Source organism: Parasutterella sp., from assembly GCF_057870745.1.
In genome coordinates, this window is the sequence record NZ_DBMALT010000032.1 from 18,497 (window position 1) to 32,458 (window position 13,962).

General features: G+C 48.8%; 14 protein-coding genes. 4 read left to right on the plus strand and 10 right to left on the minus strand.

Annotated elements, in window-relative coordinates; translation table 11 throughout:
* Positions 1–38 precede the first annotated feature (38 nt).
* Entirely contained in the window at positions 39–623 is a 585-nt protein-coding gene (locus ACZND6_RS09210) for an NAD(P)H-dependent oxidoreductase (RefSeq protein ID WP_293186114.1), read from the plus strand.
* A gap of 79 nt (positions 624–702) precedes the next feature.
* On the opposite strand, the gene ACZND6_RS09215 is transcribed toward ACZND6_RS09210, so the two are convergent.
* The 3 genes from ACZND6_RS09215 to ACZND6_RS09225 form a co-directional block, all read right to left on the minus strand.
* Complete coding sequence (locus tag ACZND6_RS09215; protein ID WP_293738526.1) at positions 703–1,971, minus strand: aspartate kinase; 1,269 nt, start codon at positions 1,969–1,971, stop codon at positions 703–705.
* A 122-nt stretch (positions 1,972–2,093) separates the two neighbouring features.
* The gene (locus ACZND6_RS09220) at positions 2,094–2,564 is read right to left on the minus strand and encodes a hypothetical protein (RefSeq protein WP_293738527.1); all 471 of its coding nucleotides are present in this window, start codon (positions 2,562–2,564) and stop codon (positions 2,094–2,096) included.
* A gap of 12 nt (positions 2,565–2,576) precedes the next feature.
* Positions 2,577–3,248: a VOC family protein gene (locus ACZND6_RS09225; protein WP_293738528.1), complete on the minus strand. Its 672-nt coding sequence runs from the start codon at positions 3,246–3,248 to the stop codon at positions 2,577–2,579.
* A gap of 123 nt (positions 3,249–3,371) precedes the next feature.
* Between ACZND6_RS09225 and ACZND6_RS09230 the strand changes: the two genes are divergently transcribed.
* Positions 3,372–3,512 (plus strand): hypothetical protein, encoded by a 141-nt coding sequence (locus ACZND6_RS09230; RefSeq protein WP_008863874.1) that lies wholly within the window; start codon positions 3,372–3,374, stop codon positions 3,510–3,512.
* A gap of 119 nt (positions 3,513–3,631) precedes the next feature.
* Here the strand turns inward: ACZND6_RS09230 and ACZND6_RS09235 are convergent, their stop codons facing one another.
* From ACZND6_RS09235 to ACZND6_RS09265, 7 genes are all read right to left on the minus strand, one after another.
* Positions 3,632–3,964, minus strand: coding sequence for a cytochrome c3 family protein (locus tag ACZND6_RS09235; protein ID WP_293738529.1), 333 nt, complete (start codon positions 3,962–3,964; stop codon positions 3,632–3,634).
* Positions 3,965–4,024: 60 nt separating this feature from the next.
* The gene (locus ACZND6_RS09240; RefSeq protein ID WP_300875019.1) at positions 4,025–5,614 is read right to left on the minus strand and encodes an FAD-dependent oxidoreductase; all 1,590 of its coding nucleotides are present in this window, start codon (positions 5,612–5,614) and stop codon (positions 4,025–4,027) included.
* 126 nt (positions 5,615–5,740) lie between these two features.
* Positions 5,741–6,364 carry a response regulator transcription factor gene (locus ACZND6_RS09245; protein WP_370748672.1) on the minus strand — a complete coding sequence of 208 codons (624 nt, stop codon included), beginning with the start codon at positions 6,362–6,364 and terminating at the stop codon, positions 5,741–5,743.
* Positions 6,365–6,366: 2 nt separating this feature from the next.
* Positions 6,367–8,139, minus strand: coding sequence for a sensor histidine kinase (locus tag ACZND6_RS09250; protein ID WP_300875013.1), 1,773 nt, complete (start codon positions 8,137–8,139; stop codon positions 6,367–6,369).
* A gap of 60 nt (positions 8,140–8,199) precedes the next feature.
* A complete protein-coding gene (locus tag ACZND6_RS09255; RefSeq protein ID WP_300875010.1) occupies positions 8,200–8,829 on the minus strand; it encodes a cytochrome b/b6 domain-containing protein in 630 nt (209 codons plus the stop codon).
* A 12-nt stretch (positions 8,830–8,841) separates the two neighbouring features.
* Positions 8,842–9,804, minus strand: coding sequence for a 4Fe-4S dicluster domain-containing protein (locus ACZND6_RS09260; protein ID WP_300875007.1), 963 nt, complete (start codon positions 9,802–9,804; stop codon positions 8,842–8,844).
* 118 nt (positions 9,805–9,922) lie between these two features.
* On the minus strand, positions 9,923–10,654 hold the full coding sequence (locus ACZND6_RS09265) for a GntR family transcriptional regulator (protein WP_300875004.1): 732 nt from the start codon (positions 10,652–10,654) through the stop codon (positions 9,923–9,925).
* A 273-nt stretch (positions 10,655–10,927) separates the two neighbouring features.
* Here ACZND6_RS09265 and purB point away from each other — a divergent pair, with 273 nt between their 5' ends.
* Together purB and ACZND6_RS09275 are read left to right on the plus strand one after the other, a co-directional pair.
* Positions 10,928–12,277: an adenylosuccinate lyase gene (gene purB, locus ACZND6_RS09270; RefSeq protein WP_300875001.1), complete on the plus strand. Its 1,350-nt coding sequence runs from the start codon at positions 10,928–10,930 to the stop codon at positions 12,275–12,277.
* A 74-nt stretch (positions 12,278–12,351) separates the two neighbouring features.
* Complete coding sequence (locus tag ACZND6_RS09275; RefSeq protein WP_008810917.1) at positions 12,352–13,764, plus strand: DASS family sodium-coupled anion symporter; 1,413 nt, start codon at positions 12,352–12,354, stop codon at positions 13,762–13,764.
* Positions 13,765–13,962: the final 198 nt, after the last annotated feature.

Genomic DNA, 13,962 nt, shown 5'->3' on the forward strand with positions numbered 1-13,962 from the left:
GGCGTCCTACTATGCTCGCAACTATGGAGGTATAGCAAATGTCTAATAACGTTTTGATTCTTGATGCAGGCTGCCAGAACTACGGAAAAGGCGGCGAGCTCAACCATTACCTATCCCGTATTGCTGAGGAAGAACTGACTAAGCTCGGCTGGAATGTCGAAATCACACTGATCGACAGTCAGTGGGAAACTGCGGCAGAAGCAGAAAAGATTAAGAAAGCCGATGTCATCATTGTTCAAACCCCGGGATGGTGGATGAGCACGCCTTGGCAGCTCAAGCGTTATGAAGACCTGGTCTTTGTGCAGCCCGGTGTCGTCGGCAACGACGGCCGCTCGCACCTGCACCCGGACGACAACTACGGCAAGGGCGGCATTCTGACGGATAAGAAGTTCATGATCAGCAGCACTTGGAACGCTCCGAAGACCGCTTTTGACCGTAAAGGCGATTTCTTTGAAGGCCGCGGTGTCGACGGCGTCTTCTTCCCTCTGATTAAGGCTTTCGAGTTCTTGGGAATGAAACAGCTTCCCTCTTTCATGTGCAATGACGTCGTCAAGAACCCGCACATCGGAGAGGATGTAAAACGCTGGAAAGAACACCTTCGCCGCGTTTTCAAGATTGAATAGATAGTTAACGCATAGACAAAATCCTCGGAATCCAAATGACTCCGAGGATTTTTATTTTTAGACGGAACAGAATTCTGTCTTAGAGTTCCATTGCCTTAGAGGCTTTGTCCAGTCCAAAGGCTTTATGAAGTGCGCGGACGGCCAATTCCATGTATTTTTCGTCGACGACGATGGAGGTGCGGATTTCGGAAGTAGAAATCATCTTGATGTTGATATTTTCTTCGGCCAAAACGCGGAACATCTTAGCGGCAACACCGGCGTGACTGCGCATGCCGATACCGACGCAGGAGATCTTGGCGATGGAAGCGTCCGTCAGAATACCCTCTTCTCCGAGGTAAGGCGTGACTTCTTTTTCCAAAACCTTCATGGCTTTATCGAGGTCATTGCGGCTGACCGTGAAGCTGAAGTCGGTCAAACCGTTCTTAGCTGCGTTCTGCACGATCATGTCAACTTCAATGTTGGCTTCGGCAATGTGGCCAAGAATCTTGTAGGCGATACCCGGGGTATCGGGCACGTGCGGCAATGTAATCTTGGCTTCGTTTCTGCTGAAAGCGATGCCGGAAACAACAACTTTTTCCATCTTGGGATCTTCCTCAAAAGTAATCAGGGTACCGGAGTTTGCTTCTTCATCTACCGGAATATCAGGGTCTGTCAGGCTGGAGAGCACGCGTGTCGGAACGCGGTATTTACCGGCAAATTCCACACTGCGGATCTGAAGAACCTTGGAGCCGAGGGAGGCCATTTCCAAAATTTCCTCAAACGCCACAACATCCAATTTGCGAGCGTCGCTGACCACGCGCGGGTCAGTTGTGTAAATACCGTCGACGTCGGTGAAGATAAGGCATTCGTCTGCATGAAGAGCAGCTGCCAGGGCAACAGCGGAAGTGTCGGAACCGCCACGGCCGAGCGTTGTGATGTTGCCCTCTTCATCACAGCCTTGGAAGCCCGCAACAATCACAACCTTACCGTCATTCAGGTCGGCCATGATTCTGTGAGAATCGATCTCTTTAATACGAGCTTTGGTGAAGGCGTTGTCTGTCAGAACTCTGACCTGAGTACCTGTGTAGCTACGAGCCGGCACGCCTAAATTCTGGAGTGCCATCGCAAGAAGACCGATGGTGACTTGTTCGCCAGTTGAGGCGATCACATCAAGTTCACGGGGATCGGGATTCTTTTGAATTTCTTTTGCCAAGGCAATCAGGCGATTGGTTTCACCGCTCATCGCGGAGACGACAACTACTACCTGATGGCCGGCATTCTGCCACTTCGCGATGCGTCGAGCGACATTTTTGATGCGCTCAACGGAACCGACTGAAGTGCCGCCGTATTTTTGAACAATCAACGCCATTTTTTATCTGTATCTTTAAATATCGAAGGGGCTGGTCTTTGTTGTTTCAACCAGAACTAACTTTCATTTTATGTAAAGAATTGATAAAAATTGGCTTTCCTAGTAAAAGTTTGATCGTCCGTTTAGATGACCATCGCAACGTGCACGAAAACCAATAATCCACTGAACAGCACGACGAGATAAGCGATCACACCGAAGATATAAATAGCCTTGAGTAACGGTTTTCCCCTAAGGCGCATCGCTGCCATAAAGCTCAGCACGGAAAAAACGAATCCCCACAAATAGAGAATGACGGCACAAATTAAAAGCGCCAATCCTGCCGCGTCAAAGTTTGGATTTTCGCGGTAAGTAAAGGCCATACCAACGCCGTAGAATACCAACGCCCAAAAGAGGGAGCCGCAGACGAGATAGCCCCAGAAGAGTTTTCCGACGGAACGGTTGCCTGGGAACCCTTTGTTCAGTTCAGCTTCGACTTTTGCCTTTTCTTTCTTTGACTCTGCATCTGAAGGCTGCGCGGGAACCGGCCGTTCTTTTGTTTGATTGGTTTGAGCAGCGATTTCTTCGCTTTTCTTTTCCTTTTCTTGTGTGTCCATGCTTTTCCTAAATTAGTGTTTGGAATAGACGGCGAGTTCAACCAAATTTTGATCCGGATCTCTCAAGTAGACCGATGTCATCTCACCTTTTCTTCCATGGCGAATCACCGGCCCCTCAACGGGAACGTCAAGTTTGCGAAAAGCTTCGGCGATTTCACACGGATCCGAGTCCGTTTGGATTTCCAAACAAAAGTCTCCGGTACCCGGCACGGCAACTTTCGCTTCGGGCAGTAAGGGATGCCCGATTACATGAAGGTTGATCTTAAAGTGCGGGAACTCGATCTCGTACCTTTCGCCGTCCTTTCGAACCGGCAGTCCGAGGAAACGATAAAAAGACACCATGGCTTCCGGCTGAGCCGTCGTCAGACAGAAATGATCCAGTTCCAAAATTTCAAAAAGTTCGGAGGGCACTGAGCATCCGCCGATATAAATCGGTTTTCCTTCCTGCAGAACAATATCTCCCTGCTTAAGCTCGGGATGCATCTGAAGGTATTCGTCTTTGATGACAACCTCACCGCCGATCACCTTTCCCACAGAAATTCGATACAGCGGTTTGGACCGTTTTTTAACGGGATCCCAAATGTTCTTGTACTCAAAGACATATTGCGAAGTTCGCGTTTTTTGAATGCCGAATTTCGCCGTTCTAAGGTCGGTTACCGACTCAGCGCTCACTCTTTCCTCCATTTTTGAGTTTCCTATTATGGACAATTTTGAGACGCTGTTTCATCACCTCCGACTACAATTTCCCTGCTCGGGCAGTAAAAGACCCGACCAAAATTCAAACAACACTACAGGAGGTAAATTCCGATGACTGATTCATGCACATGCTGCTGCGGCTCTAAGAAGGCAGAAGAGAAGAAACCTGTCGATCCGAAGGTCGAAGAAGCCAAAGAACTGAAGAAAGAGGAAGTTGAAGCTGTTGAAGCCAGTACCGTTGAAGGTGAATAATCCTCTGTCTTCTGAATAGGGTAATGGAAATATCAGAAAGCCGCACATGAGCGAGAGTTTATGTGCGGCTTTCTTTTGCCTTTCGGCCAATCACCAAGGAGAAAAGAATGATCGATCGGTTAAGGAACCTTGATATTTGTGAATTCGTGACATTCGTCGCAAGCCAGAACCGGTTTCTTATGACCGTGGTGGCAAGCGCCGCAATCTAAATTTTCTAAGTGAGAATCGTGCGGATTGATATCGTTTTTATCCGTCCTTGCTGCGAGTTTTTCGTAACTGAGGTGGCATTTGAGGCAGCCTTGGGTGTTGACGGCTTTCGGCGGCATTGTGGTATGGCAGGATTCGCACTTCACTCCGCGCTCAACGTGCCGATCGGCCAGCATTTTATCTGCAGCCCAAGCCCCCTGAACAGACAAGAGCGCTAAGGAGGCTACGAGCAGTAACTTCTTCATGGGAAAATCCTTTTTTCTTATTGCCGGAGACCGGCGCCTGTCGGCGCCGGCGTTATTTAATTATGACCAGGGTGTTTCGTTGGCGACTGTTCTGCCGGCGATTCTGCCGAATACGCAGGCTTCGGAGTTGTTTGTGGCACCCTGATAGATATGGCCCCACATAGAACCTAATTCACCGGCGCTGTAGAGGCGAGCGATCGGCTGGCCGAACGGATCGAGAACCTGGCCGAGTTTATTGCGGCGCGGACCGCCCTGGGTGTTCAGGATTGTCGGATAGAGCTCGGCAGCGTAGTAAGGACCGTCACCGATCGGACGAGAGATCACAGGAGCTTCACGGCCTTCGAAAGCAACCTTGCCCTTCTTCTCGAGAGGACGACCGAAGTCTTTATCGGCGCCGGCATTGATCTGGCTGTTCCATCGATTGACGGTTTCAACAAGGTTTTCTGCCGGAACGTTGATCTTCTTAGCCAATTCTTCGATGGTCGGAGCAGACACGATCACGCCTTTTTCAATTTCCGCAGAGTTGTCCTTGCTCCACTTGTAGTTTTCTCTGTTGAGTGCATAACCGGAAGTAGCACCGCCGATGATCGGGCCTCTGAGTCTGGCTGCTTCATCAAAGACGACGAAGCACGGGATACGCGGATAGCGATGTTTGATCGGATCTAAGACGTTAACACCGTAAATGCAGGTGTGGTTGTCCATCTTTTCATTAGCAAATCTCTTGCCGTCCTGGTCAACGTAGATATAAGAAGGAGCGAGCATGTTGATCTGCAGAGCTGTCTTAAGGCCCGGAACAACCAAGCCGAGCGGGCAAGACAGAGCGTTCATATGCCAGAGGTCGGCACCGGCAGCCTGAGCCATTCTGACGCCGTCACCGGTGTTGCCGGGATGGCCCAGACGATGGAACTTCTGCCCCATCGTGTGGTTAGACAGCATGTTGTCGTCGAATTCATAACCGCCGGTAGCGAGAACTACACCGCGACGAGCCTTGACAGCCTGCTTCTTACCATCGATTTCAACCCAAACACCGAGAACTTCGTCGTTCTGAGTGATCAGCTGCAGGCCGCGTGCATTGTAAACAACGGGGACCTTCCGGACGGTTTCAACCGCGTAGCGATAGTTGTTGAAAAGCATGTCGCCGCCGCGTGTCTTCTGTCCTTTCGGAGTGCGGAAACGCCACTTGTCGATGGCATCGGATTCAGGAATGTTCTGGAAGCCGGCGTGACCGTAGATGTAAACCTTCTGGTCCGGAGCTAGAGAAAGGAGGAAGTCTTTGGACTTCATCGCTTCGTCAACGAAAGCTTCAAGCAGTTCCTGGTCTTTCTGAGAGTTGGCAAAGTCGTAAGTCTTTGCAAGGTAAGTGATAGCGCGTTCGCGGTTGTTCGGGATCATCATGCCGCCGGAAGAAACGGCTGTGTTGCCGCCGCCCTGAGCTGTTTTTTCAAAGATGACAACCTCTGCACCTGCATCTTTAGCTGTGATGGCTGCAGAAGCGCCTGCACCGCCGTAACCAAGAATGACGACGTCAGCTTCACGATCCCATTTTGCGGGAAGATCGGCCTGAGGTTTTGCAGAAGCCTGAGAGACGACTCCGCCTGCAGCGGCTGTCGCAAGAAGGCCCTTGAGGAACGTGCGTTTTGTGACTTGCATTTGAGTTCTCCTATCGTTGGATTTGAGTTATTGGTTTTCGTAACCGACAGGAGCATTGTTGCCCGTTCCACTACCTAGGTATTTTGCGTTTGATCAAACTTTCTTCATTTAGTCGATTAAGTATTTTTACGGATTTGTATTTTCTTTAATTGCTTCCGTCAGGCTGTTCAACTGAGCCAACGTCCTGATTTGAAGTCTTTTCATTGCAGCGGCTCGATGATTCTCAATTGTCCGCACGGAGTTACCGAGACGTTCGGCAACTTCTTTATTGAGTAGACCGGCTGCGATCAAAGTCAGCACCTGCTGTTCCTTTTCCGTCAACGTTTCCCAGCGTCTTTTGGCCTCGTTAATGTCGAAGTCCAGCACCGCAAAACCATTGCTGCAGCGCCTGACGCAATCACGCACCACGCTTAAAAGCCTTGCGTGATCGACAGGTTTTTGAAGAAATTCCACCGCGCCGGATTTCATCGCGGAGACGGCCATATCTATACTTCCGTGGCCTGTGAGGAAAACAATCGGCAGAAAAATTTTTCTGCGGTTCATTTCCTGCTGCAGCTCAAGGCCCGTCATCTCCGGCATACGAATATCAAGGATGAGACAGCCGGGAACACTTGCGGCATCTTCGATTAAAAATTCACGCGCACTCGCATAAGCGGCACATTTCCACCCTTCACTTTCAAGCAGGAAAGAAAGGCTCTCGCGCATATCCTCGTCATCATCGACGATGCGAATTAAACAACCTTGGGGCACGATTACTCCTTCGCTGACGGAAGACGGACGAGAACGGAAAGGCCTCCGGATGGAATCCGTTCAAATGTGATTCTTCCTCCCAAGTCCTCGGCCAAGCCTGCAACGATGGATAGGCCGAAACCGAGTCCGCTGTGTTTAGTAGTTGCCATCGCCAGCTGAGATATTTGTTTCCATTCAGCGTCCGACATCTTTTCACCGTTATCTTCCACCTTAATGCAAACAGCACCCCCCTCCGATGAGAGGTTCACAATCACACGTCCGTTTTGTTTATCTTTTACTACTTCTATGGCGTTTTTTACAAGGTTGATTAGGATAATTTCCAATTCGATCGGGTTCGCCTCGACAAGAAGGCGCTCACCCTCCTTTTGAAATTCGACTTCCGTATCCGGAGATGAGGCTTGAATGTCCCGAAGTATTTTTTCAGCAGTTTTGCCGACGTCAACAGCTTGTCTCTGTCTTTGCCCCTTTGCATACGAGCGCACCTGATTGACCACTTCCGATGCTCGCTGAATTTGACCGTCTATGCGTTCGATTCCCTTTTCCAGCATGTCTGCGGAAACCTCTCCGCTTTCCATTCGGCGGCGGAGTGCAAAGCAATAGGCTGCAGCGGCTCCCAGCGGCTGCTTCAATTCATGTGCAATCATTGAACACATCTGTCCGACCAAGCCGACCTTTTGAATTTTGTCCAAACGGCTTTTAACCAATGCAGATTCCGCTCTTAATTTGCGTTCGCGTTTTAGAGATTCGGATAAGGCGTGCGTTCTCTTGTTAACCAGATATTCACTCCGTATTCCGTGCAAGATCAAACCGACAATGAAGATCAGGACAAAAACAAAATACTGCCAGTAAGCTTCAATGAAGCGTTTAAAGCTGAAGTGTTGAAGATATTCATACGGCCCGATTTGCAGCTGTTTAAACAAGTCATCAATCGGCGTGAAATCTGTCGCTACGCTCCAGTGAAGATTGTTTTGCAAAGGTTTAATTTCCAAGACGGCAGCCGTGACCTTGCGGCTAACCTCCGGCGGTGTGTTCGGAGTTGTAGACAACGTCCAGTTCGGATAAAGGCGAGTACAGACTTCGCATGGAAAATCGGCCGTCTCCTTTGGTTCTAATACTTTGACTTTGCCTGACTTAATCAAACCTGCATTTTCCAATACACAAGCCCGCACAATGCCAGCATCTGTTTTACTGGATAAAACTGCATCAATGACCGGAGACGCTCCGTGACCGAGAAAATCGACTCTTGAAAAGAAATGATCAGGATCAAACCCTCGCTTCTGAAGTTCTCCTGCTGCAACTTGCCAACCGGAAAATGCGAAGGGGTAGTTAGCGCTGACAGACTTGTTTTTTAGTGCAGCAATAGAGTCTATATCCTGCCTGTCACTGCGGACAAAGAATACAGAACCCTCAGCGTAGTTAGGGTTTGGTGCTTGGGTTGAGACCATCGTCGCCAAATCTCGCAGCCCATAGCCTTCCAACAGGAACCTTCGATAGTTGCCTGCAGAAGAGAGAACCAAATCCAGCTGTCCGTTCTTCAGGGAGTTCTGCAGTCGATTGAGTTCCAAATACTCGACTTCCAGCTTGTCAGGTTGAACTGCATCCCGGATTGCTTTAATTGTCGGATCAATGAGCACCTTATTGATGCTGTGCTCGGCAAAGGAAGATATGCCGAGTCTTAACGTTTCAGCAGCATGAGAGGACCAAACAGAACTGACAAGCAATAGTGAAACAATGAGTCTTGGAAATGCACGGTTCAAACTCAAACAGAACATCATTGGTCCTCCGGAAAGCTTTCTGGCTGTCCTCGCTTTCTCTTTACGCGATCCTCTTGGTTTTTAATCCGGTGACCAAAGAGAGTGACGCTCCAACGCATACTCTCTGTCCACCTTGCCGGAGAACATGGCCGGCAAAAGATTACGGTTAGCCTTAATCACAAAAGCCGCCATGTGTCCCACGAACAGAAGAAGACACAACACAAAACCCAAGTTATGGAACTGTGCAATATAAAAAGTCCAGGGATCTTCCAATTGAATGCCCGGAAGATTTTTATAGGTTTTCAGAAGGCCCGTGACGATCAGAATTAAGAACGTGACCGCAAAAGCAGCCCAGGCCAAACGCTGCTCCGGCAGGTACTTCGCGCTCGGAGGCTCTTTCTCTCCGGAAAGAATCGCTTTAAAAATCAGAATGCTTCCCTTCACGTCGCCTTTCTTCGGAACAATATCGAACTCTTTATTCAGCGCATGGTAGAACACGTGGAAGCAGCAGAAGAACACAAAAATTAAGCCGAAGAAGTAATGCATAGACAACGTCGTAAAGTAGTTTCCCATCCACTCTCCTAAAGATGTCAGGCCGTATCTCTTAGCCACAGGCATCTGAAGGATTCCGGTAAAAATCAATCCGAAACAGCTCAATGCGATGCCCCAATGCACAACTCGATTAGTTAGAGGTTGTCTGATGATTTTCATTTCCGCACCGCATTATTGAGATTGATCTTTGTCGTTCTTTCTTTTTCTTAGGGCGACGGATGCTCCCAAAGCCACAATCGGTGCAGCCAAAGTTCCAAGCACTAAAGGCGTCGACTGACTCAGTTTCGAATCGACTTCGTTCATGAGCGGTCTTCCCGGATGAATCTTTGGCAATTGGGAGTGCAGCTGACGGTTAATCTTTTCAAAGGGCATTGAGCAAACATACCAAGTTGCGGTTCCGCCGTTTTCTTCTTTACCGTATACAAAACGGTTTTTTGCTAAGGATTTAAACTTTTCTTCTGCCTGCGAGATAGGGAGAACCAACATGGCTTTTTTGGGGCATTCCGTCGAGCATGCAGGCTCTTTGCCTTGAGCGATGAGATCAGCACAAAAATCGCATTTATACATGACTCCGCCGCCGGCTAATTTCGGTTCTACTTTAAGATAGATTCCCACACCCGCCTGGCGCTGAGGAATATTCCATGGGCAAACATCCCTGCACTTCGCCCCTCCGAAACACACGCGATCATCAATCTTGACCGCTCCTTGTTTAGTTTGGTCGATGGCTCCAAAAGGACAGAGCTTGCGGCATGGAGCATCAAAGCACTGCATGCAGCGTCTCGGAAGATAAATATCTTTTCCGTCAACGGAAACATGCTGAAGATAAATCCAGTTGTACGGAGTCAGCCGAGAAATGTTATCCCGATCGTTTGAAAAGTCCTCATACTTGGGCTGAGGCCAGTAAGGCTGCACCGGCTTCTGCGGCTCTGGATAGCGAGCCTGATTTTTAGCACGGCAGGCTCTGACGCACGCAGGAATCGACAAATCCGTGCAGCCGTCGCACTTATCTAAGTCGATAATCGTAATTAATTGCTCGGAGCTCTTTGGGGAAGCAGAACGAGCCGGAAAAGCTTCAAGCGCCAATCCGGAGGCAAGTGCGGCCTTGAGGAAACCGCGTTTTGTAGTTTTGTGCATTTGAGATCTTGAGATTCTTCTTGGGTGCAGCTCTGAGCGTAGCGATTCAGAGAGAAATGAGCAAGTCGAATCAGCCTAAAGCACAACCTTTTCTGCAAAATCTAAGATGTTTTCCTAATTAGTACTTTTTCTTCTTCACAGCAACGGAAAAAGAGAATCGATCTGCCGTATGAAACGATTCGGATGCAACGATCGTTCGCCCACGAACATCCATGTAATTCCGAATAATCTTCAAAGCCGCCGTCCCGTGAGGAACTTTAAATAAATCTGCCACCTCGTCAGGCATGATCGTGCCCGAGAAAGTTTGCTTAACTTCATCACATTCCCGTCCGAGGACTTCTTCTGCCAATGTAATAATGAGTTCTTCGGGGCGTTTCTTCACTATCTCTAAGACCTCGGCTGCTTCAGTCGGAATGTAAACGTACGTCACGACCACGGTCTCTTGAACTTTCTCAGAAGCGACGCGAATGTTTTTAAAGCGAATGACCAGATCCCCAGGCTTTAAAGACAACCGTTCTGTCAATTCTTCATCGACGACCAATTGGGTAACGTTCTGGATTTTTCTCGGGTATTGATTGCCGTAATGGTCAATATCTCTAATTCCGTCCAACTCGCTCAGGAACTTGCCTGTTCTTGTTCTTGATTTAACTCTGGTTCCGATATGCGGTTTTCGTTCAAAAAGTCCTTGCTGAGTCAGATAGGTAAGTGCTTTCCGCATTGTGTCTCGGCTGACTTTATATCTTTTAGCCAGATCAATCTCGTTCGGGATGATAGAGCCGACCGTCCACCTCCCCAAAGAGACTTCTAAGGATATTTCTTCTGCGATCTTTTTCCAGACGGGTTTTTGCAAAATAAGAGATTTGTAGGTTCTAAATACGGACAAGTTCGATTTTATCTAAGCGCGAAGCCAACAACCATAAGGGTTTTGTGTTTTGTCGCCTACAAAACTCGGCAATAAGTTGGTAGACATAACTTAACTCTTTGATTTATTAAATAAAGTTCTTAAACTAAACGCCGAACTATTGATAGTTATCAAAACAAATGCACTTACTCGTTGTTCCGCTTGTCCTCTATTTGCAGAATGAAGCCATACAAAACCGATCTCAATTTTTAAGGAGAGAAAATGCCTTCTACTGCAATCGACAGCCAGATCCACGGCTGCATGTTTAGTACCGATGAAATGCGCGAAATCCTGAGTGATAAAGCTTGGGTCCAAAAATGGCTGGACACAGAAGCCGCGCTCGCTGCCGCTCAAGCCGAACTCGGCGTCATTCCAAAGGAAAAAACCGACATCATCAATCAATACGCTAAAGCTGAACTCATCGACATTCCGAGCATCGGCGAATACTACAAGAGCTCTATTACGATCGTACCCCTGCTGAAAGCCTTCAAAGCAATCCTTCCGGAAAACGCCGGAGAGTTCGTGCATTGGGGAGCTACGAGTCAAGACATCGTGGACACAGGTATTGTCTTGTTAGAAAGAGATGCCTACGAAGTCATTCTTCGTGATATGAAACTCTGTCAGGAATACTGCCTAGACTTGGCCAAAAAATACCGTAACACCATCATGAGCGGCCGTACCCACGTCGTCCACGCTCTTCCGATCACCTTCGGTTACAAAGCGGCTATTTGGGCCGATGAACTGGGTCGCGATATTGAACGCCTCGAAGAAATGAGAGACCGAGTCTTCGTCGGCGAAATGGCCGGCGCCGTCGGTACCTTGGCTTCTCAGCCTGAACACGGCCTGGAAACTCAAGAACGCATGTTCAAGATCCTCGGTCTGAAGACTCCGACGATTGCGTGGCATGTTGCCCGCGATAACCAAGCCGAATTTGTTTCCGTTCTTGCCCTTTGCGCCGGAACTCTCGGCCGCATCATGCATGAAATCCTGACACTGCAGAGAACAGAAATTCTTGAATTGGAAGAACCGTTCTTCATGGGCAAAGTCGGTTCCTCCACCATGCCGCATAAACGCAATCCGGCCGTTCTGGAAAATGTCCTGGCGCTTCTCAGAAATGTCCGCAGCATCGCCCCTTCTATCGTAGAAAGCATGATCAGCGAAATGGAACGGGATTGGGGCTGCTTCCTCTCTGAGTGGGAGGCTATTCCTCGTGCATGCCACATGATGGCTGCCGCGCTGGAAAAATCCAAGAACATTCTGAAGAACCTTATCGTTTATCCAAAACACATGGAACGCAACTTGTTTGCACAGAAAGGCCTGATGCTCAGTGAAAACGTCATGATGCACCTGGCCAACCGCCTCGGTCGTATGACAGCTCACGGCATTGTTTACAAGGGTGCAATGGAAGCTTATGAAAAAGAAATACCCTTTAAGGACGTTCTGCTGCGTACACCCGAAGTTGCCGCAGCCTTTACGGAAGAAGAAATCGACGCAATGCTCGATCCGCATAACTATGTGGGGTTAGCTCCGGAATTTGTCGACCGTGTCGTTGCCAAATACAGCAAGAGCTAGCACTTACTTCCTTGATTAGTTGTCCCTTAACTGAAGAAAGGTCTTCTGCGGAAGGCCTTTCTAAGGATACCATTATGTCTAATAAGCCTATTAAGCTCTGGCAATATCTCGTCCCAATCGTGGTTTTGCTTGCGATTTGGTTTTACCCGGTTCCCGAGGGCCTCAAACCACAAGCCTGGCATATGTTCGCCATCTTCGTCGCAACCATTGTCGGCATTCTTTGTGCACCTCTTCCTTCCGGCGCCTTAATGTTCATCGCGCTGGCTCTTTCTATTTTCACCAACACGCTAAGTTTTAAAGCAGCACTCTCAGGTTTTGCTTCCGGTACGGTCTGGATGATTTTCTCTGCTTACGTTCTTTCACTCGGATTCGTTCAATCCGGACTAGGAAGAAGAATCGCCTATAAAACGCTTTCCTTATTTGGAGGCTCTTCGTTGGGCATCGCTTACTCCTTGGGCATTGCCGACCTTATTCTCGCTCCGGCAATGCCGAGTGTAACCGCTCGTTCCGGCGGCATCATTCTCCCGATTTCCAAGTCCATTGACCAAGTTTTAGACTCCGAACCAGGCCCAAAGCAAAAGCGTTTAGGTGAATTCTTGACCATGACTTGTTTTCAGTTCACTCCGATCACCGGCGCTATGTTCATGACCGGCATGGCTGCAAATCCTCTTTGTGCAACACTGGCAAAAGAAGGTTTAGGCATTGAGCTGACCTGGGTAGGCTGGTTCTGGGCTGCAGTCGTTCCGGCGATGATCTGCTTTTTCGTAATGCCGTTGCTTTCCTACAAGATTCTTAATCCGGAACTTAAACGTACTCCTGAAGCCAAGAAGATGGGACGTGAAGAGTTGAAACATATGGGACCGATGTCTTCGCAAGAAATCAAAGTTGCGATCGGCTTCGTCTTAGCCCTTCTTGGCTGGGGCACCACAATGTGGACCGGGCTAAATGCCAACGCCATCGGTATCGGGCTTGCTGCTTTGCTCTTTGCGATGGGGGCCGTAAATTGGAAAGACGTCTTAGCGGACAAAGCCGCATGGGATACCGTTGTTTGGTTCGGCGTCATCATCTCCTTAGCAACCGGTCTCACATCTCTCGGTTTCATTAAATGGATGTCTGCTGGATTTGCCTCTATGCTCACCGGAATGGATTGGATGACAACATTCATCCTGCTCGGCTTTGCCTATATTTACCTTCACTACGTATTTGCAACTGCCTCTGGACATGTGGCGGCGATGTATGTTCCGTTTGCCGCTGTGGCGATCGGAGCCGGTGCACCTCCGCTGATGGTTGCCGTCTGCTTTGCCATTTTCTCTAACTTCATGTGGGGCATTACAGAATATGCCGGCGGTCCCGGCCCGATCTACTTCGGACAGGGTTTCTTTGAAAGACCTAGGTTCTACAAAATCAATTTTGTTCTGGTTACCGCAAGTGTCATTATCGTTTTTGCAGTCGGTATGCTTTGGTGGAAAATCATCGGCTTGTATTAACAATATGATCAATGCTGTCGGCACGTACCTGCCGATTTCCGCGTGTACTCCGGACCAATTCCATTCAAAAGCATTTTCGTGAGATTATTCTTACGTGAATCGAGTAGGGGAAGCTTTCACCTACCCCTCTCACACCACTGGGCATGCGGGTCTCGCACCCAGCGGTTCCAATTAACCTATGCGGGTCGCCTACTTGCT